Raw genomic sequence first — 26,063 nt, forward strand, 5'->3', positions numbered from 1 at the left:
CACCATCCGTGCGCGCGTCAGCGCGGGATGACGGAGAACAGGAACTTCTTGCGGACCATGTACCAGGCCAGCAGGATCAGCGCCGTGTGCACGACGAAGCCGATCCAGAAGTCGCCCCACGGGACGCCGGGGATCGACGCGATCGCCAGGGCGAAGAACACCTGCCAGACGAAGACGTACAGGCTCGCCTGCCCGAGCGGGATCCAGAGCCAGCCGATGGCCGCGGCGATGGGCTTCCAGAACACCGTGAGGATCGCGTAGGACACGATCGCGAAGAACGCGATGTCGACCAGACGGCCCCACTGCAGGTCCACCCGCTGGTACGCCGTGTTGTACAGCGACTGGTACATCGACTCCGGGAACGGCACCGGGGTGAACCCGAAGTGGTCCCCCGCCCAGACGTAGACCAGGAACGCCGCGTACCCGCCGACCGCGATGCCGACCAGGACCTTGCCGAGGCGCCCGGTGAGCGCGCCGACGATCTGCCGTCGGTAGTAGCCGAGCACGAGCCCGTGGGTGAACACGACCTGCCAGGTGAGCAGGGGGAACACCGCCTCGAACTGGGAGTTCAGCGGACGGAAGTCGGGGTTGAGCGCCTGGAACACGTACAGCGCCCAGCTCACGGCGAGCAGCGCCCACCAGAAGCCGCGGCGGATCACCCAGACGAGCGCCGGGATGAACAGGCTGAGCACCACGAACAGGCCCATGATGTTGAACGGCCACGGCCCCATCTCGAGCAGCAGGAACTGCCGGATCGCGTACCAGGGCGGCGGGTACGCGAGCAGCTGCATCGCGTTCGGGTACAGGTCGTAGACCCGCCCCCCGGCGTCGACACCGCCGGTGCCCGTGCCGCGGTCGGTGAACGTGGTGATGGCGTCGGTGTTCAGGAACGGGACGAAGCTCAGCGCGAAGACCACCGCGATCACCACGAGCGTCACGACGTACTGCTTGCGCGCACGCTTCCAGGCACCGATCGCCGCCGCCCACTCGCCGAACTTCTTGACCGCGAACGGGTACGTCATGCCGAGCACCATGCCGGACAGGAACACGAACATCTCGGCGCCGGTGATCGCGCCGACCGCGTGGAGCGTGAGGTACGAGTACGGTCCGCCGATCTCGATGTGCGTGATCACCACGGCGAGGATGATGAACCCGCGGAACAGGTCGAGCCGCAGGTCACGGCCGGGCTTGCCGTCGTCGGGGTAGCGCCAGCTCGGCAGGAGCCGGCCGAACACCCCGCTCAGCAGGAACACGATCGCCAGGCCGGCGGCCAGCCAGACGATCCACGCCATCTGGTCGCCACCGGTCTCGTACTCCTGGGAGATCGCGGCGTTGCCCTGCTGCACGGTCACGCGGTCGGTGACCGGGCCGAAGGCGAAGTCCCCGGACCGTTCGAGGTCGCTGCGGAAGGCCTCGGCGACGCCCGGGTCCGCGGTGAGTCGCCAGTCGGCCACGCGGTTGCCCGCCTCGGGCTCGCGTCGCTCCGCCTCGAGCACGGTGATGCCCCGGATCAGCGGACGCTCCTGCACGGCGGCGAGCACTTGCCGCCACCAGCTCCGCTTGACCTCGAGCTCGGCATCGCCCTGGAGCTCTCGGTTGTACAGCGCACCGGTGTCGAGCAGCATCGGGCGGTCGTCGGCCGCGGCGAACCGTTCGTAGAACGTGCCCGACTGCGGTTGGTCGTAGCCCCAGTCCTCGTCGAACCGGGCCTCGACCTCGCCGCTCCGGGTGAGCGGCACGGCACGACCGGCGGCCTCGGTCGGGTCGCCCTTGCCGTACGAGAACATCGACAGCCCGACCCAGTCGACGGCCTCGGCGCCGGGCCAGTACGGGCCGTACGGGTCGTCGGCGCCGGTGAGCTGCCCGTCGCCGTTCGTGTCCGCCTTCGCGACGTCGACCGAGGACAGGTTCCGCAACCGCCCGGCGGACTCACCGAACGGGTACCCGGCACCGTACCCGGGCGACCAGACCATGAGCGCGTCCGACGTCCCCGCGTGCACGGCGGTACCGAGCGCGCGGAACGCCCGGACGAACTCCGTGGGCTGCTGGCCCCAGCGGACCCACGTGCCGTTCATCTGCGGTGCGAAGCGGACGAGCACCTGGGTGTCGTACTGGTCGTGGAGGTCCTCGAACACGGTGTTGACGGCACGGGTGTCCGCGGTGTCGAGCGACCGCAGTTCGCGGTCGGGTTCCAGGCTCACGACGAGCACCGCACCCTGGGTCGCCGCCGCACGTGCCGAACGGAGGAGCTCCTCCTTCGCCGTGCGGTCGAGCGGGTAGTCGACGGAGACCCCGTACATCGAGGGGGTCGCGCCGAGCCGACCCGCGTAGCCTTCGGGCGAGTCGCTGGCCCAGTCGAGGTCGGGGCCGAACCAGGTCGTGCCCTCGTCCGGCTGCACCGCGGCGGCCGGGTGCACCGAGGCCGCGGACGCCGGCAGTGCGCCACCGAGCAGGAGCGTGGCGATGGTGACGAGGAGCGCGACCGCACGGGCCACCGGGTGCTTCACCGGTCGCACGCAAGGATCCAGACGTTGTGGCCGGACTCGTGCCGGTGCTCGAGCCGATCGAGCGCGGCGATGGCGAGTGCGAGGCCGCGCCCGCTCTCCTGCTCCACGTCGGCCATGGTCACCGCACTCAGGTCGATGTCGACGGGCATGCCGTTGTCGGTGAGCACCGCCGTCAGGGCCTGCTCGGTCGCCTCGAGGTGCACGCTGTAGCGACGGCCGGTCCCCCGGTCGGCGCGGACGGTGTGCTCGACGATGTTCGCGGCCACCTCGGCGAGCGCGGTCTCCAGCGCGAAGCGGAGCCGCACGTCGTCGATGCCGAGGCCGTCCCACCACGCGGCGAAGCGGTCCTGCACCTCGTCGAGGGAGTCGGGCGTCGCGGCCACCTCGAACGTGGTCTCGGTGCTCACAGGGGTCCTCCGGCGGTGCTCGACTCGTGTTCGGACTGGGCTGGGGTGGCCGGACCGCGGTACAGGACGGCCCGGATCACGATGCTGAAGATGAACAGGTCGAAGATGACCCACGCGGTGTTCACGAGCGGCGCGATCCCCTCGGCCTGCCCGGTCAGGTAGCGGATGCCGATCATGACCAGGGCGGCGACCAGGGCGCCCATCGCGTAGAGCTGCGGCTTGACGAGGTCCCACCGCGGCTTCTGCTCGGTCGCGTCGCGGACCTTCGGGGTGACACGGAACCCGAGCGGCTTGCCCCGGAAGACGTTCTCGAACGCGCTGGTCACCGACTCGATCCAGACCGGGAACAGGGCGAGCGAGTACTGCTGCCCGCGCCAGGTCGGTCTGCCGGCGGCCACCACCCAGAACAGCAGCTGGTTGAACACCAGGAACGGGATGAGCCGGGCGAAGAAGTCGACGCTGTAGGCCTGCACGGGGACTACCCCGAACGACAGGCAGAGCACGGGTGCGGCGATGTAGACGATCGCGGCGAACCCGGACAGGTAGCTCCACATCGTCGAGAAGTACATGAGCCGCTGCCCCCACGAGAGCCCCTTCTGCACCAGGGGGTTCTCGCGGAAGAACACCTGCATGGTGCCCTGCGCCCAGCGGAGTCGTTGGACGAGCATCGTCGGCAGGTCCTCGGGGGCCAGGCCCTTCGCCAGGATCTCGTCGTGGTACGCCGACTTCCAGCCGAGGCCGTGCAGGCGCATCGCGGTGGCCATGTCCTCGGTCACCGAGATCGTCGCCAGCGGCATGATCGGCTGCGCCTCGTCGTCACGGTTGACGTCGAGCGCGCGGGCGAGCACGGCGATCGACTCGATGGCCGCGACGGGCGATGCCTCGCGCCGACCGAGCACGTCGAGGGCGGCGTCGTCGAGGCCGGCGAAGGTGTTCGCGTCGGTGGACATCGCCGCGAGCTCCTGCAGGTCGTTGCGCACCGACTCGAGGTCGGCGGCCGCGAACCGGAACGCGATGGCGTCGATCCCCCGCTGGAACGCGTACGTGACGTCGCCGAGGGGTTCGCCCGCACGCACCTGGTCGCGGGCACGGTCGACCACGAGCTCGGCGTCGTCGAGGGCGGCGAGCACGCGCGGGTCGGTCTCGGTCTCGCGGGAGCGGGCGAGGAGCTTGCGCGACGTGGACAGGGTGCGCTGCACGGACGCCTCGACCTCGGCCACGTAGCGGGAGATGCCGAGCTGCATGAGGGCTTCGCGCCGGAGGATCGCGTTGGACCCGCAGAAGAACGCGGCGTTCCAGCCGTCCTTCGACTGCTGGATCGGTCCGTAGAACAGCGGCGCCTGGCTGCCGAGGGGGTCGTCCTCCGGCACGTTCTCGAACCACTGCGGCGTCTGCACGAGCGCCATCTGCGGGTCCTTGAAGTAGCCGAGCGTGCGGTCGAGGATCGCCGGGTCCGGCACCTGGTCGGCGTCGAGGATGAGCAGGAACTCACCCTGGGTCGCGAGCAGGGCGTTGTTGAGGTTGCCGGCCTTGGCGTGTCTGGGGCGGTCGACCCAGTCGGCACCGCGGGTGATGACGCCGATGCCGAGCGCCTCGGCCGCCGCGCGCATCTCGGGGCGGTTGCCGTCGTCGAGGATCCAGGTGGTGTGCGGGTGCGTGATCGCCTTCGCCGCGCGGGCCGTGCGCTCGACCAGGTCGATCGGCTCGTTGTAGGTCGTGATGAAGACGTCGACGGTGACGTCGGTGGACGGTTTCGCCGGGGGTTCGCCGCGCTCCCGGAGCCGCCATGCCCCGAGGGCGAAGAGGAGCGAGTCGATGACGCTGTAGGTCTCGGCCAGGATCAGCGGGATCGCGATCCACCACGAGTGCCAGTTCACCGAGGCCGCCCAGCGCCACACGATGTAGTTCACGCCGGCGAGGGACGCGAGGAGCGCCACCGTCCGCACGGTGACCAGGCGACGACGGGCGGTGCCGGTGGTGAGGCGGCGGCGGTCCTGTCGGCTGACGTCGAGCGCGGTCACCGGGTCGCCCGGTCCGTGACGTCACCGCACGTGCTGCGTCGCAAGCATGCCTCCTGATCCGTACGGTCCCCGTACCGCACCGTCCGCCCGTGTGTGGTTCCGTCCGGCAGCTGACCCGGGGGCCACCGTGCCGGTCGTCCGCCGTCGGTCATCGGGCGCGACCTGGGCGTGACGACCTGTCTACCGCACCGGCGGGGGCTCTGTCAGGCTGCGCACCCGATCTGGGGACAGCACCCGTGTCAGAACGTGGCGGTGAACCCCAGGTCATCCGCCAGGCGCACGATGACCTGGTCGAAGTAGGCGGCCGGGTCGGACACGGATCCCACGAAGTGTCCGAAGAGCTCGAACGAGATCGTCCCGAACACCGTCGTCCACGCCATCAGGGTTCGGACGAGCACCTCGTCGGGCAGCGTGATGCCGAACGACCGCAGGGTGGCGACCGCGTCCGCGACGGCCGGGCCGGCCGCCCCGGGTGCCGACGTGGGCGCGGCGGGTGATCCGGGCCTCCCGGCGGTCACCGGGGCGGGAGCACCGGGAGCACCGGACGCACCAGACGCACCGGACCCGACCGCGTCCGCGACGACGCGCACCAACGCGAGCGTCGTCCGTGTTGCCGGCACCACGGTCTCCCTCGGCGCCGCGTACCCCGGGACGGGCGAGCCGAACAGCAGGGCGAAGTCCCCCGGGTGGGCGACCGACCAGCCTCGGATCGCGCGGCACATCGCGACCCAGCGCGCACCGGCGTCCGGCCCCGCAGCGGCGTCGGCGGCCTCGACCGCGGCGCCGAGCTCGTCGTAGTCCGTGATGAGCAGGGCGGTCAGCAGGTCGTCGCGGCTCGGGAAGTACCGGTACACGGCGGACGAGACCATCCCGACGTCGCGGGCGACGGCGCGCAGGCTGAGTGCGGCCGGGCCCTCGTCGGTCAGGCGGGTGCGTGCCGCGGCGAGGATGTCCGCGGTGACCGTCTGCCGGGCGAGTTCTCGGGCGGTGGGTGCCATCCGTCGATCCTGACACGGGAGAGCAGCGCACACAAAAGAGATCAGTGCTCTTGCTTTCCGTCGGTCGAGTCGTCATGCTCACTTCCGAGAGCACTGCTCTCGTGCCGACCAGGAAGCAGGAAGCATGTCCCACCACCTCGTCATCGGCGCCGGCCCCGTCGGCCGGCACGTCGCCGCACTGCTCGCCGAGCGGAGCGGACGAAGCGACCAACGCGACCGCGTCACCGTCGTCTCCCGCTCCGGTCGCAGCACGGGCATCGCCGGCGTCGAGCACCTCGCGCTCGACGCCTCCGACGCCGACGCACTCTCCCGCGCCGCCGAGGGAGCAGCCACCCTCTACAACTGCGCGAACCCCGGCGACTACACGCAGTGGGAACGCACCTGGCCCCCGCTCGCCGCCGCCCTGCTCCGCGCGGCCGAACGCACCGGAGCGGTCTACGCCATCACCGGGAACCTCTACCCGTACGGTCCGGTCGACGGGCCCGTCCACGCCGGCCTGCCGGACGCCGCCACGGATCACAAGGGCATACTCCGGGCCACCCTGTGGGCCGATGCCCTCGCCGCGCACGACGCCGGTCGGATCCGGACGGTCGAGGTGCGCGGCTCGGACTACGTCGGCCCCGGGATCGGCGCCAACGGGCACGTGACGCGCGTGCTCCCGGCGGCACTGCAGGGGCGGGCGGTGGCGATGCTCGGCCGGACCGACCTGCCGCACACCTTCACGGACGTACTCGACGTCGCCCGGACGCTGGTCGCCGCCGCGGAGGACGAGGGCGCGCACGGCCGCACGTGGATCGTGCCGAGCAACGCGCCGCGGACCCAGCGGCAGGCGCTCACTGACGTGCTCGCCGCGGCGGGGAAGCCCGCGGTGCCGGTGCGGCGGATGCCCGCGGCCCTGTTCCGGGTCGGCGGGTTCGTGTGGCCGATGCTCCGCGAACTGGCCGACCTGACCTACCAGTGGACCGCGCCGTACGTCGTGGACGACTCGGAGACCCGGGCGCACTTCGGCATCGAACCGACGCCGTGGGACGAGGTGTGCCGCCGCACGGCGACCGGCGCCTGAACCACCGCTGCCACCACAGCCACCCGCCGCCGCACAGCGGCCGGCGCCTCGAGCGCAGAGCCGGCGGCGGCCGACCACCCGCCGCCGCACACGGAAGGGGGACAGGACGCGCCGTTGCGCCCTGTCCCCCTTCCGCCTCGCACCGCCGGTCAGATCACCAGCAGCCTCGAGTACTGCGCCGCGTCGAGCTGCTGGGCAGCTCCACCCGCGGCGGGGACCTTCCACAGTCCGACCGAGGGGCCGCTGTCGATGGAGACGAACACGTCCCCGTCGGCAGAGGCGGCACCCAGGTGCTCGCCACGCGACCCGGCGGTCAGCCCGGTCACCGGCACGGTCGACGTCCCGCCGCCGCCCACCACGAGCTTGTCCGGGATGCCGCGGTCGATCTTGCACCCGGCCGGCCGGTACTCCGACGGGGCGGGGCAGAACTCCGCCGACTGCAGGAGCGAGAAGCCGTCCGCGTTCGCGGCGGCGTACTCGAACGCGTACCGCGGTTCGATCTGCGTCAGTTGGGTCGCCCCGGGCTTGAGCTGGTACCAGACCCACGACCCGGCGCCACCGGTCGATCGGATGTCGACGTAGACGTTGCCGTGCGAGTCGGCGAGCACGCCGGCGGGGTAGCCGACGGTCGAGCCGCCCGGGCCGATGAACGTGCGGGGTGCGATGCCGGTGCCCTTGACGTACGGCTGGCTGACGGTTCCGCCGAGCACGACGACCTTGCCGTCCGGGGTGACGGTCCAGAAGCGCCGATCGCTGCCGGTCGCGACACCGCCCAGGTCGAGCACGGTCTTCTGGGTCGAGGTGCCGACCGGCAACTGCTGCACCGCGCCGGTCGCCGAGTCCGTCCAGTACAGGTTGCCGGCGACGTCAGAGCGCAGGTCCGGGGTCAGGTGCAGCCCGGACGCGATGATCGAGATCCCGCCGCCGTCTGCCGGGTGCAGCAGGATCTCGGTGCCGTCCGCGGACGGCGTGAACACGTCACCGTCGGCGTTCGCGGCGAAGCCCTCGCCGTCCGTCGCGACGACGGCCTTCGCGCCACTGCCGGAGTCCGCGAACCGCACGACGGCACCGTTGTCGTCGAGTCCGAACAGCGACTGCGTCGTCTCCGGCTCGGAGGCGGGTGGTGCCGTCCAGCGCAGCGTGATCGTGCGACCGGTCCCCCGGTGGCCGACGGCACGGACGGAGAACCGGTACGTGGTCGCGGGCGAGAGCTCGTCGAAGCGGTCGGAGCGGGCGCGCGGGTGGAGTCGGTCGACCTGGCGGTGGTGCCGGTTCGCGACGGCGGCGACGGCGACCTTCCAGCCGGTCACCTTGGCGCCGTGCTTCGGCCCGCGCCACGTCAGCGTGGCACTGTCCGCGTCGCCGGTGACACGGACGGCGGTCGGTGCTCCCGGCACCGACGACCAGGAGGTGTGCGCCGTCGCCGGCACCGCACCTCCGAAGACGAGCGCCGCGGCGGCGACCGCGGTGATCAGTGCTCGGTACACGATGGTTCCCCTGCCTTCTCCGCGGCTTCCTGCGTCACGGCTCCCGGTATCACAGCACCGTGCGGACGCCAGGGGAACGACTGCGGGCGGGATGTGCGGTTCCCCGCACCGCAAGATGCCGCAGGGCAGTCCCGCACACGCCGTCGTGTTCCCGATACGCCGCCAAACTCAGCGGCGTCTCGCCGTCTCGGCGGCGCGGAATCGACACGACGGCGTCTCGCGGGTTCTGGACCCGGGCAGACGACGGACGGGAGGCCCGGTGCCAGCTGGCACCGGGCCTCCCGTCAGAAGGGGGTCGCGTCTCGGACGCGGCGCGCGTCAGTAGCGCGGCTTGCGCTCCGGACGGTCGTCGCGGTCGTCACGGCGGCCGCCGCCGCGGCGGTCCGCACGGATCTCGATGAGCTTGCCGCTGATCCGGGTGTCGGTCAGGCGGTCGAGTACACCGGGGTCCATGTCGGCCGGCAGTTCGACGATCGAGAAGTCCGGACGGATCTGGATCGCACCGAAGTCGTCGCGACGCAGGCCACCTTCGTTGGCCAGGGCACCGACGATCTGGCGCGGCTCGACGCGGTGACGACGGCCGACCTCGATGCGGTACGGGGACATCGGCTGCGAACGGCGCGGGGCGCGGTCGCCACGGTCGCCACGGTCGCGGTCGCCACCACGGTCGCCGCGGTCGTTGCGGCCGCCACGGTCGTCGCGGGCACCACGCTCGTCGCGCTCGCTGCGGCGGGCGTCGCGCTCCATCTGGCTGCGGAGGGCGTCGTCGGCAGCGGTGAGGAGCAGCGGCGAGTCACCCTGCGCCACGACGGCCAGGGCGGCGGCGACGTCGTCCGAGGGGACGTCGTGGTGCTCGACGTAGTGCGCGATGACGTCGCGGAAGGCGGCGATCCGACCCTGGTCCTCGAGCGCCGCGGTGATGGCGTCGTCGAAGCGAGTCAGGCGCGTCTCGTTGACGTCGTCGATGGTCGGCAGCTGCATCTGCGTGAGCGGCTGCTTGGTGTGGCGCTCGATCGCCGACAGCAGGCGACGCTCGCGCGGGGTGACGAAGCTGATCGAGTCACCCGAGCGGCCGGCGCGACCGGTGCGGCCGATGCGGTGCACGTAGGACTCGATGTCGACCGGGATGTCGAAGTTCACGACGTGCGTGATGCGGTCGACGTCGAGGCCACGGGCGGCGACGTCGGTGGCGACCAGGATGTCGAGCTTGCCCGACTTCAGCTGGTTGACCGTGCGCTCGCGCTGGGCCTGGGCAACGTCACCGCTGATCGCGGCGGCGGCGTACCCGCGGGCGCGGAGCTTCTCGGCCAGGGTCTCGGTCTCGCTCTTGGTGCGGACGAAGATGATCATGCCCTCGAAGTCCTCGACCTCGAGGATGCGGGTGAGCGCGTCGACCTTCTGCGGGTACGAGACCATCAGGTAGCGCTGCGTGATGTTCGCGGCGGTCTTCGTCTTGGTCTTGACGGTGATCTCGGCCGGGTCGGTCAGGTACTGCTGCGAGATGCGGCGGATCTGCGCGGGCATGGTCGCCGAGAACAGCGCGACCTGCTTGTCGTCGGGGGTGTCGGCGAGGATCGTCTCGACGTCTTCGGCGAAGCCCATCTTGAGCATCTCGTCGGCCTCGTCGAGGACCAGGTACTTCAGCTCGGACAGGTCGAGCGTGCCCTTCGCCAGGTGGTCCATGATGCGACCGGGGGTCCCGACGATGACGTCGACGCCGCGGCGCAGGGCGGAGAGCTGCACGCCGTACGCCTGGCCGCCGTAGACCGGCAGGACGTGGACGTTCTTCATGTGCGACGCGAACTGCTCGAACGCCTCGCACACCTGCAGGGCGAGCTCGCGCGTCGGGGACAGCACGAGCGCCTGCGGCTTCTTGCTGCCGGACTCCATGCGGGACAGGATCGGCAGCGCGAAGGCCGCGGTCTTGCCGGTTCCGGTCTGCGCCAGGCCGACGACGTCGCGCCCGGCGAGGAGCGTGGGGATGGTGGCTTCCTGGATGGCGGAAGGGGTCTCGTAGCCGATGTCCTTGACGGCCTTGAGCACAGCGTCGCTCAGGCCGAGATCGGCGAACGTCACCACGGGCCCGTCGTCGAGGGTCTCAGTGGTGGGGGTGGTGTCCGTGCTCATACCACCAACGGTATCTCGAATGCGCGCTCCGCAGGGACGGGAGGCCCGTGGCGGCGCCGCCACGGGCCTCCCGTTCGCCCCGTTGGTCGCGTCAGGAGCGCGTGGTGCCGATCCCCAGGACCGCGTCCGCCCGGTCGTTCAGCCGCGTCAGCATCTCGGCGAGCGAGCGCAGCTCGTCGGAGGCGAACTCCCCCGTCAGGTCGTCGAACACCTCGGCTCCGGCCGCGTCCAACTCGTCGAGCAGTCGTCGGCCGGCGGGGGCGAGCGTGACGAGCGTGGCGCGGCCGTCCGCGGGGTCGGGCGAGCCGATCAGGTGCTCGGCTTCGATCAGCGAGGCGACCCGGCGGCTGATCACCGGGCGCGATAACCCGGTCGCGTCGGCGATCGCGGTCGCCCGGACCGGCCCGTGCCCGGCGACGGCTCGCAGGATCACGCGGGCCGTCGGGTCGAGGCCGCCCCGGGACTCGATGAGCGAGGAGCGCAGGGTCTGCCGGACCCACAGCCGGTCGAGCTGGGATCGCAGGAGTCGCTCGGCGGCACGCCGGTCGTCGGTCACGGGCTCAGCGTAGCGGGCACATTTAGTTGCTTGTCGGAAGCAACAGATGTACCGTTGCGCGGTCTGCAAAGTTTCACAGCCAGAAAAAGGAGTTCGATGACCGCCACCGCACCCGTCCCGGTGCAGCACGGTCGGCACACCGCCGAGGCCCCCGCGGCCTCCGGAGGCGCCGGCCAGCAGCCGCTGATGACCCACCGTCAGATCCTCCTGGTGATCTACGGCCTGATGGCGGGCATGTTCCTGTCCTCGCTCGGCCAGACGGTGTTCGGCACGGCGATCCGCACGATCGGCGACGACCTGCACGGGCTCGACCAGCAGGCCTGGGTGACGACCGCGTACCTCATCACCTCGACGATCGCGACGCCGATCTACGGCAAGCTCTCCGACATCTTCGGCCGCCGCCCGCTGTACATCTTCGGCATCGTCGTCTTCATCCTCGGCGCCGTCCTGTCGTCGATGTCCACCTCGATGCTCATGCTCGCCGCCTTCCGCGCGGTGCAGGGCATCGGCGCCGGTGCCCTCATGTCGCTGCCGCTCGCGATCATGGGCGACATCCTCGCCCCGCGTGAGCGCGCCAAGTACCAGGGGTACTTCCTCGCCGTGTTCGGCATCTCGTCCGTGATCGGCCCGCTCATCGGTGGTCTGCTCGCCGGTTCCTCCGAGATCCTGTGGATCACCGGCTGGCGCTGGGTGCTGCTCATCAACGTGCCGATCGGGGTCGCGGCGCTCCTCATGGTCATCGTGTTCCTGCACCTGCCGAAGGTGCACGGAGCCGACGACGCGAAGCCGAAGGTCGACTGGTGGGGCGCGACCGCCGTCATCGTCACCCTCGTGCCGCTGCTGCTCGTCGCCGAACAGGGCCGCATCTGGGGCTGGGGCTCCCCCGCCGCGATCGCCTGCTACGTCGTCGGTGTCGTCGGTCTGATCGGCCTGCTGCTCATCGAGTCGAAGATGGGCGACGCGGCGATCATCCCGCTCAAGCTGTTCCGCTCGGGCACGTTCTCGATGGCGACCGTCATCGGGTTCCTGGTCGGCTTCGCGATGTTCGGGGCGATGCTCACGATCCCGCTCTACCTGCAGATCGTCGTCGGGCTCACCCCGACCGAGTCCGGGTTCGCGACCCTGCCGCTCGTCGGTGGTCTGATGATCGCGTCGATCACCTCGGGGCAGATCGTCGCCCGGGTCGGCCGCTACCGGATCTTCCCGGTCATCGGCACCGCGCTCGTGTCCGCCGGCTACGTCGTGCTGACGTTCATGACGATCGACAAGCCGCTCTGGTTCCTGATGATCGGCATGTTCCTCATCGGTCTCGGCCTCGGCTCGGTCATGCAGTCGCTGACCCTGGCGTCGCAGGGCTCCGTCGAGGCGCGTGACATGGGCGTCGCCACGTCGTCCGCCACGTTCTTCCGTCAGATCGGTGGCACGCTCGGCACCGCCGTGCTGCTGTCCATCCTGTTCTCGGTGATGCCGGCGAACATCCTGACGGCGACCGCGAACGAGAAGGACCTCGGTCCGGCGCTCGACGCCGCACTCAACCCGACCGTCGCCAGCGCGAAGGCGAACCAGGGCGCCATGGACAAGATCTGGACGCCCGTCGTCACCCCGCTGACGAAGACCGTGCAGTCACAGCTCGACGACGCCTCGGCGACGGCGAAGCAGGCCGCCGACACCGCGGTCACCGAGCAGGTCACCGCGGCCGTGCAGCAGCAGGTCGCCGCCGGTGCCGTGCCCGCCGCGGCAGCGCAGACCGTCATCGACCAGCAGGTCGCCGCGGCCACGCCGGCCGCCGAACAGTCGGCTCTCGAGCAGGTCGCCGACCAGGCGCACGCCAGCGTGCAGGACGGCACCGTGTCCGTCGACTGGTCGGACGCCGAGCAGCGGTCCTACTGGGTCGACGAGCTCACCCCGGAGCTGGCGAAGAAGATCGACGACGGCAACACCACGAGCGACAGCGCCACCAGCACGAACGACACCTCGTTCCTGACCGGTGCCGACAGCCGCCTGACCCGGCCGTTCATGGCGGGCTTCAACGCCTCGTCCGTGACGATCTACTGGGTCGGTCTCGGCGTCATCCTGCTCGCGTTCGTGCTCACCTGGTTCTTCCGGGTGCCGCCGCTGCGCCAGCGTTCCGCCCTGCAGGAGCAGGCCGACATGTCCGCCGAGGCGCAGCTCGAGGCCGAGGCCGGCGCCGCCGCAGCCGAGGCCGGCTCGTTCACGGGCCCGATGACCGGGTCCGTGCCGACCGGTTCGGGTTCGACCGGTTCGGGTTCGACCGGCTCGGGTTCGACCGGATCGGGTTCGACCGGATCCACGCCGACGCACCGTCGGTGACCGACCGGGGCGTCCGTCCGTGCCCCCCTTTCCGGGCGGGCGCCCCTCCCACACACTTCAACCCACCAGGAGTCCACGTGATCACCACCCCGGCAGCGGCTGCGGCAACGGAGCCGTGCACGCTGCGTGAACGGAAGAAGCAGCAGACCCGGCAGGCCCTGCACGACGCGGCGCTCACGCTCGTGTCCGCGCACGGGCTCGACGGCGTCACGGTCGAGCAGATCTGCGCCGACGCCGACGTCTCGCCGCGCACCTTCTTCAACTACTTCTCGTCGAAGGCGCACGCGGCGCTCGGGCTCGACTCGGTCGAGGTCCCGGAGCACTCGGCGACCTGGTTCACCGAGGCCGACGGTCCACTGGTCGACGACCTGTGCACCCTGGTCGCTGCGACCGTGCCGCTGTCGCAGGACCGCCGACGCATGAAGGAGCTGCTCGTGCTCCGGCCGGAGATGTCCTCGATGGTGATGCAGTGGATGGCGGAGTCGCGCCAGTCCCTGCTCAGCGTCGTCGGCACCCGGACCGACGCCCAGACCGCCCGCACCGCCGTCACCCTGGTGATGTCGGCGCTGAGCGAGGTCGCCCACCGCGAGACCGTCCGCAGCAACGACGAGCTCGCGGACCGGCTCCGTGCGGTGGTGCGGGAGATGGCTGCGCTCGTGGCCTGACGCGGGGCCCTTCGGGCGTACCTGGTCGAATCGGGCGTACCTGGCAGGAACTTCCTGCCCGGTACGCCCGATTCCACTTTCCATCGCGCGTGCAATGGGAAGGAACGTCACGTGGTCGACGCGACCGAGGGGCGGACGGGAGGCCCGTGGCGGCGTCCCCACGGGCCTCCCGTCCGCACCGTGGCCAGCGTGCCAACACGCCGTCGTGTCAGCCGGACGCCGCGAAGCCGTCGAGACGCCCCCGTTCCCGGAGGCGTCTCGACGTGACGACGGCGTCTCCCAGCCGCAGCAACGGGTCAGACGACGGACCAGCCACCGTCGCTCGGCAGCACCGCACCGTTGACGTTCGCGGAGTCGTCGCTGAGCAACCAGGTGATGGCGGCGGCGAGCTGCTCGGGCTGCGCGACCGGCGGGATCGTGGTCTGCATGATCGGACCGACCCGGCGGGCCGCGTACTCGCTGCGCATCGGCGCCTCGATGTTCGTGGCGACCGCACCCGGCGCGACGGCGTTCGCCCGGATGCCCTGCGGCCCGTGGAAGAACGCGACGCTCTTGGTGTACCCGGCGATGGCGTGCTTCGACGAGGTGTAGGCGGCACCGGCGGCCGAGGCCTTGAGCGCCGCCTCGGACGCCACGTTGACGACCGATCCCGTGCCCGCGGCGATCATCAGCGGCAGCACCGCACGGGTCAGCCGCATCGGGCCGGTGACGTTGACGCTGAAGACGCGCTCCCACGTGGCGTCGTCGACCTCGTCCGGCGGCAGGAACGCGTCCATGATGCCGGCGACGTTGGCGAGCCCGTCCACCCGGTCACCGGCGGCGGCGATGAGCGCGTCGATGGTCTCGCTCGCGGCGACGTCGCCGACGACGGTCTCCACGGCGAAGCCCTCGAGCTCCGAGCGGAGTGCGTCGAGCCGCTCCGCCACGACGTCGGTCGCGATGACGCGCCCGCCCTCGTTCGCGATGCGTGTCGCCGTGGCGCGTCCGATGCCGGAACCCGCTCCGGTGACGATGATGGTCCTGCCGGTGAACCGTCCGGCGGTGGTGGTGTCGGTCATGTCGTCTCCTCGATGCGAGGCGCTCGCTGCGCCACACCGGTTATAGCACTCAGTGCCGAAAGGTCTCCATGAACTCGACGAACGACCGTCCGACGGGGCGCCCGCGCACCATCGACCCCGACGCCGTGTCCCTCGTCGCACTCCGGCTGTTCGACGAACAGGGCTTCGACGCGGCGTCGATGGACGACGTCGCCGCGGCGGCCGGCGTGAGCCGTCGGTCGCTCTTCCGGTTGTTCCCGAACAAGGCCGCGCTGGTCTGGGGCGGCCTCGACGAGTTCGCCGCACGGTTCCGCGAGGCCCTGCGTTCACGACCGGCCGACGAGCCCTCGGCGGTGGCACTCCGGGCCGCCTACAAGATCGGCGCCACCTTCCCGGACGACGCCGTCGAGGTCACCCGCCACCGGCTCCGGGTCATCCGCGCGAACCCGTCGCTCGAGCACGTCGGAGCCGCCACGGTGACGGCCCTGACGGACGAGATCCTGCGGTACGTGGCCGAGCGGGACGGCGCCACCGCCGACGACCTCGCCGTCGCGGTGCGGGCACACACGCTGGCCGCCGCCGCGAGCGCCGCGCTCACCTGGTGGGCGCTGCACGGCGACGGGCGCCCGGAGGACGTCGTGGAGCGTGCGCTCGCGCTGCTCGACTGACGGGCGGGCCAACGCAGAGACGCCCTGAAGGACGGGAGGCCCGTGGCGGGCCCGCCACGGGCCTCCCGTCCAGACGCGCACGGGCTCAGCCCATCGCGCGCTTCCCGCGGACCTGGCGCGACAGCGCGTCGATCCGCGCCACCTCGTCGTCACCGAGCACGATGTCGGCAGCTGCGACGTTCTCCGCCACACGCGAGCGGTTGCGCGACCCGGGGATCGGCACGAGGTCGTCGCGCTTCGCGAGGACCCAGGCGAGCGCCAGCTGCGAGAGCTGGACGCCCTTCGCGTCGGCGATGTCGGTGAGGGCAGCGGTCACCCCGACGTTCGCGTCGAAGTGCTCGGGCGCCCACCACTCGAGCTGGTGGCGGATGTCGTCGGCCGCGTAGGCGCCGCGAGGCTGGACCGCGCCGCTGAGGAACCCGCGCGCGAGGGGCGAGTAGGCGACCAGGCCGATGCCGAGTTCGTCGACCGTCGGGAACAGTTCCTCGGACTCACGCGAGAACACGGAGTACTCGGTCTGCAGGACGGAGATCGGGTGCACGGCGTGCGCACGGCGGATCTGCTCGGCGTCGGTGTTGGAGAGGCCGAGGTACCGGACCTTGCCGGCCTGCACGAACTCCTGCATCGTGCCGACGACGTCCTCGACGGGGACGGCCGGGTCGTGGACGTGCTGGTAGAGCACGTCGATCGAGTCGGTCCCGAGGTTCCGCAGGCTCGCGTCGACCACCTGACGGATGTGCTCCGGGCGGGAGTCCGGCGCGTAGGTCTCCGGGGTGAACCCGAACTTGGTGGCGATGGTCACCTCGTCACGGATCGGGGCGAGCGCCGTGCCGAGCAGGCGTTCACCGGTGCCCCAGCCGTAGAGCTCGGCGGTGTCGAAGTGGGTGACGCCGAGGGCGTGGGCGGTGCGGATGGCGGCGATCGACTCGCTGTCGTCGCCGGGGCCGTAGGCGAACGTGGTGCCCATGGCGCCGTAGCCGACGGCGCTGACGGTGAGGCCTTGGCGGCCGAGGGTGCGTTGCTGCATGTTCCGTCCCTTCGTGACGTCTCGAGGTCATGCGGGTGGCACTCTACGCCTGTACTGTCAGTGTCTGCCAATCCGGACAGTGGCTGCCGTCGAGGTAGGATCGGTCTGTGAACGCTCGCCCGACGGACCCCGCAGCGAAGCCCGGCCTGCGGGACATCGCGCGCGACGCCGTGCGAGCCCGCGTCGCCGAGGTGGCGATCGCGCGCTTCGACGCCGACGGGTTCGACCAGGTCACCGTCGAGCAGATCGCCGCCGAGGTGGGGATCTCCGCGCGGAGCTTCCACCGCTACTTCCCCGCCAAGGAGGACACGGTCATCGGCGATCCCGGGCGCCACCGCGAAGCGCTGGCCGCGGCCTTCCGGTCGCGCCCCGCGGACGAACCGGTGTGGACGGCACTGCGCGAGGCGTTCGCCGACCTGGTGAGCGACAGCGGCGGTGAGGACACCGAGACCGCCCGCCGCTCGATCCGGGTGATGACGAGCACGGCGTCGCTGCGGGCACGCAACCTCGAGAAGCACAACGCATGGGCCGAGGTCCTGACGCCACTGGTCGCCGAGCGGCTCGCAGGGCCAGGCGTCGATCTGCGCGCCCGGACGCTGGTGCAGGCGGCCCTCGGGTGCTTCGACGTCGCGATCGCGGAGTGGGCCGTCGGGGACGAACCCGACGCGGTCCGGACCCTGCACCGCACCTTCGACGTCATCCGCCCGACCGACCGAGGCACGGCGGACTGACCGCGGACGGGTTCCCCAGCGCCGCACGCCGGAGTACCTTGCCGGGCATGCACGCAACCGGCCCCGCGCCCTACTTCCAGTTCGCCGGCACCGCCAGGCAGGCACTCGAGCACTGGCAGCGGGTGTTCGGTGGCGAGGTGCGGATCGCGACCTACGCGGACTTCTCCCGCACGGACGGCCCCGCCGACGCCGTGGCGCACGGGGAGCTCACCGGCGAACTGCAGCTGTTCGCCGCGGACGCCGGCGAGGGCGACACCCCGTTCTCGGCGACGGGACTCCTCTTCTCACTGCTCGGCGCCGCGGAACCGGACGTGCTGCGCCGGTGGTTCGACCGGCTCGCCGAGGGCGGCACGGTCGTCGACCCGCTGCAGCAGCGCCCGTGGGGCGACTGGGACGGCACCGTCCGTGACGCACACGGGGTCACCTGGCCGATCGGGTTCGAGGGCTCCGCGCGCTGAGCCGCGCGTGCTGACGCGCCTACTGCTGGTCGGACGGCAGCAGGGGCGCCCAGAAGGCATCGGGACCGTCCGCCTGCACGGCGTCGCGCTCGAACCGGAAGCCGTAGTCGCGCACGAAGTCGAGGGCCGCAGCCTGCTCGTCCTCGGCGTCGTCGTGGTCCGCGTCGAACAGGTACACCCCGTGCCCCATCGCGACACCGGCGTCGCTGATCACGGAGAGGTCCCAGCGCCCCTGCTCGGAACGCTCGATCCGGACGACGGCGGCCTGGGATGCGGTGAAGTCAGCCATGGCGCGAGCTTACGGACGGCCGCGGGCTGGCGTTCAGGATGCTCCGCGCCGACTACGCTGTGCACGGTCACAGGTCAGACGAGTGGAGAACGAATTGTCAGTCGGATTGCTCGCCGTGGTGGACGACATCCTCTCCGCAGCCCTCAAGGCCAGCGCGAAGACCGCCGGGGTCGTCATCGACGACGCCGCCGTCACACCCCAGTACGTGCAGGGCCTGGAGCCCGCTCGCGAACTGCCGGTCGTCGGGCGCATCGCCCTCGGCAGCCTGTTCAACAAGTTCATCATCATCATCCCGCTGGCGTTGCTCCTGACGGCGTTCGCCCCCGGGGTGCTGCCGTGGCTGTTGCTGCTCGGCGGGACCTACCTGTGCTTCGAGGGCGCCGAGAAGATCACGGAGTGGTTCGGCGTCCACCACGAGGGTGGCGCGGACGAGGCCGTCACGGAACCGAAGCTGGTCTTCGGCGCCATCCGCACGGACCTCATCCTGAGCACCGAGATCATGCTCATCGCGCTGGCGGGCCTCGACCCCGACCTCGGGCTCTGGCCGACGCTCGGCGCACTGATCGTGATCGGTCTGGTCATGACGGCCGTCGTCTACGGCGCCGTGGCGCTGCTCGTGAAGGTCGACGACATCGGCCTGCAGATGATGAAGAACTCGGTCCGCCGCACCCGTCGCATCGGCGCGCGGATCGTCCGCGCGATGCCGATGGTCTTCCGGGTCATCAGCGTCATCGGCACGGTCGCGATGCTGTGGGTCGGTGGGCACCTGGTCATCGCGAACCTCGCCGAGACGTTCTGGCACGGACCGTACGACCTGCTGCACGTGATCGAGCACGCCCTCGAGGCCGCCGGCCCCGTCGTGGTGTGGATCGCCGACACGGCCGTGTCGGCCGTCGTCGGGCTCGTCCTGGGCATGGTCGTCGTCGGCATCGTGCTCGGCATCGGTCGCCTGCGCGGCAAGCAGCACTGACGCGGCTGCACGGCGGACAGGAGGCCCGGGGCGGACCCGCCACGGGCCTCCCGTCCGGTGTGGGGCGCGCGGACGACGGCCGACTGGCCGACCACGCCACGGCCGCGCTCGCCGAGCTGCGAGCAGCGGCGGCCCAGCTCGGTTGAGCGGACGCTGAGCGGACGCCGGTCGTGCATCGTCGTATCCTCGGCGCCATGGCAACGGTGCGACAGGTCCAGGTGACGTTCGACTGCGCCGAGCCGGAGCGTGTCGCCCGGTTCTGGTGCGAGGTCCTCGGCTACGTGGTGCCACCGCCCCCGCCGGGGTTCGCCGACTGGGACGCCTTCGACCGGTCGCTGCCGCCGGAGCACCAGGGATCGGCCTTCGCGTGCGTCGACCCGACCGGAGCCGGACCTCGCCTGTTCTTCCAGCGCGTCCCCGAGGGCAAGACGGTGAAGAACCGGGTGCACCTGGACGTCCGGGTCGGCACCGGCATGGTCGGTGCCGAACGGCTCGCGGCCCTCGACGCCGAGAGCGCCCGACTGGTGGGACTCGGCGCCACCCGGGTCCGTCGCATGACGGCGGACCAGGTGAACGAGTCGTGCATCGTCATGCAGGACGTCGAGGGCAACGAGTTCTGCCTGGACTGACCGACGTATCGTCGACGGACCCGAACCGCACCGCCGCGCCACGGAAGGACCCCCACCCCGCATGATCGTCACCGCCGCAGCCGACGCCACCGCCCTCGAACACCTGCTGGGGTCCGACCAGGTGCTCCGCGACCCGGAGTCGCTCGAGCGCTACCGCCACGACGACGCCGAGTGGGCCGACTCCACGGCACCGCTCGCCGTGGTCCTGGCACGCTGCACCGACGACGTCGTCACCGCCGTCCGCTGGGCAGCCGCCGCCGGTCTCCGGGTCGTCCCCCGCGGTGCCGGCACCGGCCTGTCCGGCGGCGCGAACGCGATGGCCGACTCGATCGTGGTGTCGCTCGAGCGGATGAACCGGGTGCTCGAGGTGAACACCGACGAGCGCTACGCGGTCACCGAACCCGGCGTCATCAACGATGCACTCCGCGCCGCGGTCGCCGAGCACGGCCTCTGGTACCCGCCGGACCCCGCGAGCTCGGCGATCTCGACGATCGGCGGCAACGTCGCGACGAACGCCGGCGGCATCTGCTGCGTCAAGTACGGGGTCACCCGCGACTACGTGCTCGGCCTGACCGTCGTGCTGGCCGACGGTTCGGTGGTCGAGCTCGGCCGCCGGACGGCGAAGGGCGTCGCCGGGTACGACCTCACAGCACTGATGGTCGGCTCCGAGGGCACGCTCGGCATCGTCGTGTCGGTCACCGTGAAGCTGCTGCCCCTGGCCGGCCGTGACGAGCGGGCCGTGATCGGGTACTTCCCCTCGCTGACCGCGGCGGGCGACGCCGTGGCCGCGATCTCGCGCGCGGGCATCATCCCCGCGGCGCTCGAGATCGTCGACCGCACGTGCCTGCGAGCCGTCGACGACTGGATGCACCTCGGGCTGCCGGCGGACGTCGACACCCTGCTGCTCGCACGGGTCGACGAGCGCGGTGCGGCCGGGGACGAGATCGCCGGCCACGTGGCGGACGTCTTCACCGAAGCCGGTGGCACCGACGTCGAGCGGGCCACCGACCCCGAGGACATCGACCGGCTCTTCCTGGCCCGCCGGCTCGCCTACCCGGCACTCGAACGGCTCGGTCCGGTGCTGACCGAGGACATCTGCGTGCCGCGGAGCGCGGTGCCCGAGATGCTCCGGCGGATCCAGGTGACCGCGGACGCGCAGGACGTCACGATCGCCAACATCGCGCACGCCGGCGACGGCAACCTGCACCCGCTGATCATCGCGCCCGAGGGCGACGACGCCGCGAAGGCCCGCGCGAAGACCGCGTTCGACCAGATCGTGGCGGACTGCCTGGCCCTCGGTGGGACCGTCACGGGCGAGCACGGCGTCGGGCTGCTGAAGCTGCCGGGCCTGCGGGTCGAGCTCGGTGACCGCGTGCTCGCGATGCACCGATCCGTCAAGCACGCGCTCGACCCGGCGGGGACCCTGAACCCCGGCAAGGCGTTCTGACCCGCGGGAGCCGAAAGGTCACAGAGCGGTAACGACGGCAGATCCGTCCAAACCCTTCGCCGGAGGGTGCCGAATCACCTGCAACGACCGGGAACCACCCGGAGCGCTCACCAGCCGCACACCGCTGGTTCTCCACCCTGTTCGAGGGTGTGTTCGGCGCGCACACAGCAACCGCGCCGAGCGCGACAACAGCAAAGGACTGATCACGATGCGTAAGAGCCTCAAGACCTCCATCACCCTCGCCACGACCGGCGCCCTCGTCCTCGGCGGTGCCGCGTTCGGGATCTCCTCCGCCCAGGCCGCGACCCCGAACGTGCAGACGGTGTCCTCGTCCGAGTCGAAGATCCCCGCACCCGTCGCTTCGGTGCCCGAGGTCCTCGGTGGTTCCACCGCCGTGAAGCTCGACTCCGGCTTCACCGACGCCCTCACCGCCCTCAAGCTCACCCCCGGCGTCTCCGGCGACGCGACCCTGGAAGACGGGTCGGTGTCGTTCCCGATCACCGCCGGGTCGGTCACCTACTGGTCCCCGGACGGCAACTACCGCCCGTACGTGCAGGGCCTGCTGAACCACGACGACTCCGGTCTGACCCTGAAGGCCGGCGACACCACCGTCACGCTGGAGAACTTCGTCGTGAACCCGGGCTCGTCCAAGCTCTACGGCGACGTCCTCGTCAACGGCAAGGTCGCCGCGGCCAACGCGTTCCTGTTCGAGCTGCACGGCGGCTCCCTCAAGCCCCTCCAGCTCGAGGGCGACAACGCCATCCTGACCGGCACCACCGTCCACATCTCCGAAGACGCCGCCGGCCTGCTGAACAAGACCTTCGGCACCGACGCCGTCAAGCGCGGCCTCCTCGTCGGCACCGCCACCATCACCGCACAGATCAAGTAACACCTGCCGCAACAGAGCAACAAACGCACGAAGCACCACGCACGACGCGAAGAGTCGCTCCGCCGATCAGGGCGGAGCGGCTCTTCGTCGTTCGCGGTTCCGCCGCGGTACTGCTTCTCCCAGTGGCCGCGCCTACGCTCGAATGAATGCCCGCTCCTCGCTCCACCCCCACCGATGACCGACCCGGGCCGGACGACTTCATCCGCGTCCGCGGCGCCCGTGAGAACAACCTGCGCGACGTCGACGTGGACATCCCCCGCGACCGGATCGTCGCGTTCACCGGCGTCTCCGGCTCCGGCAAGTCCTCGCTCGCCTTCGGCACCGTCTTCGCCGAGGCCCAGCGCCGGTTCCTCGAGTCCGTCGCCCCGTACGCCCGGCGGCTGATCGCGCAGGGTTCCACCCCGCACGTCGACTCGATCACCGGCCTGCCCCCCGCGGTCGCCCTGCAGCAGCGTCGCGGTGCCCCGAGTTCCCGCTCCACCGTCGGCACCATGACCACGCTGTCGAACTCGATGCGCATGCTCTACTCGCGTGCCGGCACCTACCCGTCCGGCGCCGACCGGCTCGAGTCGGACTCGTTCTCGCCGAACACCGTCGCCGGCGCCTGCCCCCGGTGCCACGGCATCGGGACCGCGCACGAGGTCACCGAGGCATCGGCCGTGCACGACCCGTCGCTGAGCATCCGCGACGGCGCGATCACCGCCTGGCCCGGTGCGTGGCAGGGCAAGAACCTGCGCGACGTCACCGCCGTGCTCGGCTACGACATCGACCGCCCGTGGCGCGAGCTGTCGCGGGAGGACCGCGACTGGCTGCTCTTCACCGAGGAACAGCCCGTCGTGCAGGTGCAGCCGAAGCGCGACCGTGTGGCGAAGCCCTACAAGGGCCGGTTCTGGAGCGCCCGCCAGTTCGTGCTGCACACCCTCGCCGACTCGCAGAGCGAGACCCAGCGCAAGAAGGTGCTGCAGTTCGTCGAGTCCGGCCCGTGCGGGCTCTGCGGCGGCACCGGCCTGACCCGAGCCGCCCTCGCCGTGACGATCGGCGGGCACTCGATCTCCGAGCTGAACGCCCTGCCGCTGACCGGCCTGGCCGACGTCCTGCGCCCGATCGCGGCGATCACCGACGCGGCAGCGGCGACGTCGCGAGCATCGTCCGGCGAGCACACCGAGGTCGCCGTGGCGATCTCCCGCGACCTGCTCACCCGCGTCGAGGTCCTGGTCGGCCTGGGTCTCGGGTACCTGGCGCTCGACCGTGCCACGCCAACGCTCTCCCCCGGCGAGAGCCAGCGGCTGCGGATCGCGACGCAGCTGCGCTCGGGACTGTTCGGCGTCGTCTACGTGCTCGACGAGCCGAGCGCCGGGTTGCACCCCGCCGATGCCGAGTCGCTCGTCGACGTCCTCGACGACCTGCGCGCCGGCGGCAACAGCGTCTTCGTGGTCGAACACGACATGAGCATCGTGCGCCGTGCCGACTGGATCGTCGACGTCGGTCCCCGCGCGGGCGCCGGCGGCGGAACCGTCCTGTACAGCGGCCCGGTCGCCGGTCTGGCCGAGGTCGAGGCCTCGGTGACCCGGCGCTTCCTGGAGCCCCGGCAGCCGACCGCCGACCGCGCCGTCCGGACCCCGGTGGGCACGCTCGAGCTCCGCGACCTCACCCTGCACAACCTGCGGGGGCTCGACGTCGACCTGCCGCTCGGTGTCCTCACCGCGGTCACCGGGGTCAGCGGGTCCGGCAAGTCGTCGCTCGTCGGCGGCGTGCTGCCCGGCGTCGCGACGTCGCACCCGCTCATCGACCGCGTCGTGCAGGTCGACCAGAAGCCGATCGGCCGGACGCCCCGCTCGAACCTCGCCACCTACACCGGCCTGTTCGACGCGGTCCGGGCCGCCTTCGCCCAGACCGACGAGGCGAAGGCCCGCGGTTGGGGCGCCGGACGGTTCTCGTTCAACGTCGCCGGCGGCCGGTGCGAGGTCTGCCAGGGCGAGGGCTCGGTGTCCGTCGAGCTCCTCTTCCTTCCCGGTAGCTGGGCCCCGTGCCCTGAGTGCCACGGCTCCCGGTACACGGCGGAGACGCTCGAGGTCCGGTGGAACGGGGCGTCCATCGCCGACGTCCTCGGCATGACCGTCGACGAAGCGGCGCCGTTCCTGGCGTCCCTGCCCGCGGCCGGGCGCGGACTCGATACCCTGCGCGAGGTCGGCCTCGGCTACCTGCGGCTCGGCCAGCCCGCTCCGGAGCTGTCCGGCGGCGAGGCACAGCGCATCAAGCTCGCCACGGAACTGCAGCGTGCGCGGACCGGCCACACCCTGTACCTGCTCGACGAGCCCACCACCGGCCTGCACCCGGCCGACGTCGAGCTGCTCACCGCCCAGCTCGCCCGTCTGACCGACGCGGGCAACACCGTCGTCGTGGTCGAGCACGCCATGGACGTCGTCGCGAGCGCCGACCACGTCATCGACATGGGTCCCTCGGGCGGCGACGACGGAGGCCGGGTCGTCGCCTCCGGCACGCCCGCCGAGGTCGCCGCCTCGACGACCAGCCGGACCGCGCCCTACCTGCGGGACCAGCTCGGTCGCTGACGCAGAAGTGCCCGCCAGGATCGCTCCTGGCGGGCACTTCGTGGCTGCAGCTGGTTACCGCTGGACCGCTTCCGGCGCGTCGTCGCGGAAGAAGTCGCTGCCACTGTGCGTGTAGCCGACCTCACCCGTCCGACGCCACTGCTTACGGACGCGCTTGAAGGTGGTGATGCGTGCAGGTTCGACGTTCTCGTCGCTCGTGTAGGCGCTCATGGCTGATCTCCCTGTGTGATTGGCCGTGGTTCCTTGGCCCCCCGAAATGGAGGCTAGCGAGCACCCCGACGACCAGTTCGCAATCCGTCCCGGAACGTCCGTGGAACGCAATTCCGGCCATCTGATGGCCGCGGAACGCATGCACGGACGCGACCAGGCGGGACGGACTGGAGGCCCGGATCACCGCCGGCGGACCGGCGGCGGCGAGTCGCGCCTCCAGGCCGGTGCACCGGTGCGGACTCAGGAACGCAGGCCGAGCACCAGGTCGTGGACCACGCGCGCTGCCCGTGCCGCGGCGTCGTCCAGGTGCTCGCGGAACTCGGCGCCGTCCGGCGCACAGAGGTCGCTGATGCACCGGACCGACACGAACGGCATGTCGTGCACGTGGGCGAACTGTGCGATCGCGGCCGACTCCATGTCGACCGCGGCCACCTCGGGGAACGCGACCCGGAGTGCGCGGGCACGACCCTCGGTCACGAAGACCTCGCTCGAGCCGATCGTCGCCGACCGCAGCGGCCACGCGATGTCGGCGCCCATCGCGAGCTCGACGAGCCGGGCGTCCGGCGCGTAGCCGGTCGGCATGCCGGGGACCTGGCCCAGGGCGTAGCCGAACGCGGTGGCGTCGGCGTTGAGGTTGACGTACCGGTCGCCGACCACGACGTCACCGATGGCGACACCGTGCATGAGCCCGCCGGCGGTCCCGACGCTGATGACCGGGATGCCCGGGCCGAAGTCGTGGAAGCCGTGGGCGACCGCGGCCGTGGCGTTCGTGAAGCCGATGCCGCTGCGGCGCACGACGACCGTGGCGCCGCCGATGTCGAGCAGCTGGTGCGGGTCGTGGCCACCCACGGGGCCGTCGAGGACCGGGACACCGCCGAACAGGTCGGCGAAGGCCGAGACCTCTTCGCTCATGGCCGCGATGATGATCGCGACGGGTTGCTGCTGCACTGATCGATCCTCCCACGCCGGGCGCGCG

The 26,063-nt window shown here is 71.4% G+C and carries 23 protein-coding genes; 11 read left to right on the forward strand and 12 right to left on the reverse strand.

What is annotated here, in order from left to right; translation table 11 throughout:
• Positions 1–17 precede the first annotated feature (17 nt).
• From opgC to KK097_RS12490, 4 genes are all read right to left on the reverse strand, one after another.
• Positions 18–2,507, reverse strand: a complete 2,490-nt coding sequence (opgC, locus tag KK097_RS18725) for an OpgC domain-containing protein (RefSeq protein WP_214545035.1) — start codon at positions 2,505–2,507, stop codon at positions 18–20.
• Complete coding sequence (locus KK097_RS12480) at positions 2,504–2,914, reverse strand: ATP-binding protein (RefSeq protein ID WP_214529105.1); 411 nt, start codon at positions 2,912–2,914, stop codon at positions 2,504–2,506. Before KK097_RS12480 ends, opgC begins: the two co-directional genes overlap by 4 nt.
• The gene (locus KK097_RS12485; protein WP_307858391.1) at positions 2,911–4,860 is read right to left on the reverse strand and encodes a glycosyltransferase; all 1,950 of its coding nucleotides are present in this window, start codon (positions 4,858–4,860) and stop codon (positions 2,911–2,913) included. Before KK097_RS12485 ends, KK097_RS12480 begins: the two co-directional genes overlap by 4 nt.
• A gap of 314 nt (positions 4,861–5,174) precedes the next feature.
• Positions 5,175–5,933: a TetR/AcrR family transcriptional regulator gene (locus tag KK097_RS12490; RefSeq protein WP_214545036.1), complete on the reverse strand. Its 759-nt coding sequence runs from the start codon at positions 5,931–5,933 to the stop codon at positions 5,175–5,177.
• A gap of 124 nt (positions 5,934–6,057) precedes the next feature.
• Between KK097_RS12490 and KK097_RS12495 the strand changes: the two genes are divergently transcribed.
• Positions 6,058–6,996: an NAD-dependent epimerase/dehydratase family protein gene (locus tag KK097_RS12495; protein ID WP_214545037.1), complete on the forward strand. Its 939-nt coding sequence runs from the start codon at positions 6,058–6,060 to the stop codon at positions 6,994–6,996.
• Between the two features lie 149 nt (positions 6,997–7,145).
• On the opposite strand, the gene KK097_RS12500 is transcribed toward KK097_RS12495, so the two are convergent.
• The 3 genes from KK097_RS12500 to KK097_RS12510 form a co-directional block, all read right to left on the reverse strand.
• The gene (locus KK097_RS12500) at positions 7,146–8,483 is read right to left on the reverse strand and encodes a fibronectin type III domain-containing protein (protein WP_214545038.1); all 1,338 of its coding nucleotides are present in this window, start codon (positions 8,481–8,483) and stop codon (positions 7,146–7,148) included.
• 318 nt (positions 8,484–8,801) lie between these two features.
• Positions 8,802–10,610: a DEAD/DEAH box helicase gene (locus tag KK097_RS12505; protein ID WP_214545039.1), complete on the reverse strand. Its 1,809-nt coding sequence runs from the start codon at positions 10,608–10,610 to the stop codon at positions 8,802–8,804.
• Between the two features lie 91 nt (positions 10,611–10,701).
• Positions 10,702–11,166, reverse strand: coding sequence for a MarR family winged helix-turn-helix transcriptional regulator (locus KK097_RS12510; protein ID WP_214545040.1), 465 nt, complete (start codon positions 11,164–11,166; stop codon positions 10,702–10,704).
• Between the two features lie 96 nt (positions 11,167–11,262).
• On the opposite strand from KK097_RS12510, the gene KK097_RS12515 reads away from it, so the two are divergent.
• Positions 11,263–13,497, forward strand: a complete 2,235-nt coding sequence (locus KK097_RS12515) for an MDR family MFS transporter (RefSeq protein WP_250896714.1) — start codon at positions 11,263–11,265, stop codon at positions 13,495–13,497.
• Between the two features lie 77 nt (positions 13,498–13,574).
• Positions 13,575–14,162 carry a TetR/AcrR family transcriptional regulator gene (locus tag KK097_RS12520; RefSeq protein WP_214529112.1) on the forward strand — a complete coding sequence of 196 codons (588 nt, stop codon included), beginning with the start codon at positions 13,575–13,577 and terminating at the stop codon, positions 14,160–14,162.
• Positions 14,163–14,458: 296 nt separating this feature from the next.
• Here the strand turns inward: KK097_RS12520 and KK097_RS12525 are convergent, their stop codons facing one another.
• Positions 14,459–15,220 carry an SDR family NAD(P)-dependent oxidoreductase gene (locus tag KK097_RS12525; protein WP_214545041.1) on the reverse strand — a complete coding sequence of 254 codons (762 nt, stop codon included), beginning with the start codon at positions 15,218–15,220 and terminating at the stop codon, positions 14,459–14,461.
• A 68-nt stretch (positions 15,221–15,288) separates the two neighbouring features.
• On the opposite strand from KK097_RS12525, the gene KK097_RS12530 reads away from it, so the two are divergent.
• Positions 15,289–15,867, forward strand: coding sequence for a TetR family transcriptional regulator (locus KK097_RS12530; protein WP_214545042.1), 579 nt, complete (start codon positions 15,289–15,291; stop codon positions 15,865–15,867).
• 85 nt (positions 15,868–15,952) lie between these two features.
• On the opposite strand, the gene KK097_RS12535 is transcribed toward KK097_RS12530, so the two are convergent.
• On the reverse strand, positions 15,953–16,894 hold the full coding sequence (locus KK097_RS12535; RefSeq protein ID WP_214545043.1) for an aldo/keto reductase: 942 nt from the start codon (positions 16,892–16,894) through the stop codon (positions 15,953–15,955).
• Positions 16,895–17,001: 107 nt separating this feature from the next.
• Between KK097_RS12535 and KK097_RS12540 the strand changes: the two genes are divergently transcribed.
• Entirely contained in the window at positions 17,002–17,625 is a 624-nt protein-coding gene (locus KK097_RS12540; protein ID WP_214545044.1) for an acyl-CoA-like ligand-binding transcription factor, read from the forward strand.
• Between the two features lie 47 nt (positions 17,626–17,672).
• On the forward strand, positions 17,673–18,083 hold the full coding sequence (locus tag KK097_RS12545; protein ID WP_214545045.1) for a VOC family protein: 411 nt from the start codon (positions 17,673–17,675) through the stop codon (positions 18,081–18,083).
• Positions 18,084–18,102: 19 nt separating this feature from the next.
• Here the strand turns inward: KK097_RS12545 and KK097_RS12550 are convergent, their stop codons facing one another.
• Entirely contained in the window at positions 18,103–18,372 is a 270-nt protein-coding gene (locus tag KK097_RS12550) for a hypothetical protein (RefSeq protein WP_071245932.1), read from the reverse strand.
• 94 nt (positions 18,373–18,466) lie between these two features.
• On the opposite strand from KK097_RS12550, the gene KK097_RS12555 reads away from it, so the two are divergent.
• The 5 genes from KK097_RS12555 to KK097_RS12575 all read left to right on the forward strand — a co-directional run bounded on the left by KK097_RS12555 (position 18,467) and on the right by KK097_RS12575 (position 24,877).
• Positions 18,467–19,342 carry a DUF808 family protein gene (locus KK097_RS12555; protein WP_214545046.1) on the forward strand — a complete coding sequence of 292 codons (876 nt, stop codon included), beginning with the start codon at positions 18,467–18,469 and terminating at the stop codon, positions 19,340–19,342.
• 194 nt (positions 19,343–19,536) lie between these two features.
• The gene (locus KK097_RS12560) at positions 19,537–19,971 is read left to right on the forward strand and encodes a VOC family protein (protein ID WP_214545047.1); all 435 of its coding nucleotides are present in this window, start codon (positions 19,537–19,539) and stop codon (positions 19,969–19,971) included.
• 61 nt (positions 19,972–20,032) lie between these two features.
• Positions 20,033–21,418 (forward strand): FAD-binding oxidoreductase, encoded by a 1,386-nt coding sequence (locus KK097_RS12565; protein WP_214545048.1) that lies wholly within the window; start codon positions 20,033–20,035, stop codon positions 21,416–21,418.
• A 208-nt stretch (positions 21,419–21,626) separates the two neighbouring features.
• A complete protein-coding gene (locus KK097_RS12570; RefSeq protein ID WP_214529122.1) occupies positions 21,627–22,307 on the forward strand; it encodes a hypothetical protein in 681 nt (226 codons plus the stop codon).
• 146 nt (positions 22,308–22,453) lie between these two features.
• On the forward strand, positions 22,454–24,877 hold the full coding sequence (locus tag KK097_RS12575; protein ID WP_214545049.1) for an excinuclease ABC subunit UvrA: 2,424 nt from the start codon (positions 22,454–22,456) through the stop codon (positions 24,875–24,877).
• A 54-nt stretch (positions 24,878–24,931) separates the two neighbouring features.
• Here the strand turns inward: KK097_RS12575 and KK097_RS12580 are convergent, their stop codons facing one another.
• Positions 24,932–25,087, reverse strand: coding sequence for a hypothetical protein (locus KK097_RS12580; RefSeq protein ID WP_155896774.1), 156 nt, complete (start codon positions 25,085–25,087; stop codon positions 24,932–24,934).
• A 240-nt stretch (positions 25,088–25,327) separates the two neighbouring features.
• Complete coding sequence (mtnN, locus tag KK097_RS12585; protein ID WP_110864380.1) at positions 25,328–26,035, reverse strand: 5'-methylthioadenosine/S-adenosylhomocysteine nucleosidase; 708 nt, start codon at positions 26,033–26,035, stop codon at positions 25,328–25,330.
• Positions 26,036–26,063: the final 28 nt, after the last annotated feature.

Origin of the sequence: Curtobacterium flaccumfaciens (assembly GCF_018598405.1) — a bacterium.
Taxonomy (GTDB): domain Bacteria; phylum Actinomycetota; class Actinomycetes; order Actinomycetales; family Microbacteriaceae; genus Curtobacterium; species Curtobacterium aurantiacum.

Excerpts from the sequence above, each read along its gene's own strand:
- KK097_RS12505 (WP_214545039.1), bottom strand. The coding sequence starts at position 10,610 with ATGAGCACGGACACCACCCCCACCACTGAGACCCTCGACGACGGGCCC.
- KK097_RS12545 (WP_214545045.1), top strand. The coding sequence starts at position 17,673 with ATGCACGCAACCGGCCCCGCGCCCTACTTCCAGTTCGCCGGCACCGCC.
- KK097_RS12580 (WP_155896774.1), bottom strand. The coding sequence starts at position 25,087 with ATGAGCGCCTACACGAGCGACGAGAACGTCGAACCTGCACGCATCACC.
- KK097_RS12530 (WP_214545042.1), top strand. The coding sequence starts at position 15,289 with ATGAACTCGACGAACGACCGTCCGACGGGGCGCCCGCGCACCATCGAC.
- KK097_RS12570 (WP_214529122.1), top strand. The coding sequence starts at position 21,627 with ATGCGTAAGAGCCTCAAGACCTCCATCACCCTCGCCACGACCGGCGCC.
- KK097_RS12560 (WP_214545047.1), top strand. The coding sequence starts at position 19,537 with ATGGCAACGGTGCGACAGGTCCAGGTGACGTTCGACTGCGCCGAGCCG.
- KK097_RS12550 (WP_071245932.1), bottom strand. The coding sequence starts at position 18,372 with ATGGCTGACTTCACCGCATCCCAGGCCGCCGTCGTCCGGATCGAGCGT.
- KK097_RS12490 (WP_214545036.1), bottom strand. The coding sequence starts at position 5,933 with ATGGCACCCACCGCCCGAGAACTCGCCCGGCAGACGGTCACCGCGGAC.
- KK097_RS12535 (WP_214545043.1), bottom strand. The coding sequence starts at position 16,894 with ATGCAGCAACGCACCCTCGGCCGCCAAGGCCTCACCGTCAGCGCCGTC.
- KK097_RS12515 (WP_250896714.1), top strand. The coding sequence starts at position 11,263 with ATGACCGCCACCGCACCCGTCCCGGTGCAGCACGGTCGGCACACCGCC.
- KK097_RS12565 (WP_214545048.1), top strand. The coding sequence starts at position 20,033 with ATGATCGTCACCGCCGCAGCCGACGCCACCGCCCTCGAACACCTGCTG.
- KK097_RS12495 (WP_214545037.1), top strand. The coding sequence starts at position 6,058 with ATGTCCCACCACCTCGTCATCGGCGCCGGCCCCGTCGGCCGGCACGTC.
- KK097_RS12525 (WP_214545041.1), bottom strand. The coding sequence starts at position 15,220 with ATGACCGACACCACCACCGCCGGACGGTTCACCGGCAGGACCATCATC.
- KK097_RS12575 (WP_214545049.1), top strand. The coding sequence starts at position 22,454 with ATGCCCGCTCCTCGCTCCACCCCCACCGATGACCGACCCGGGCCGGAC.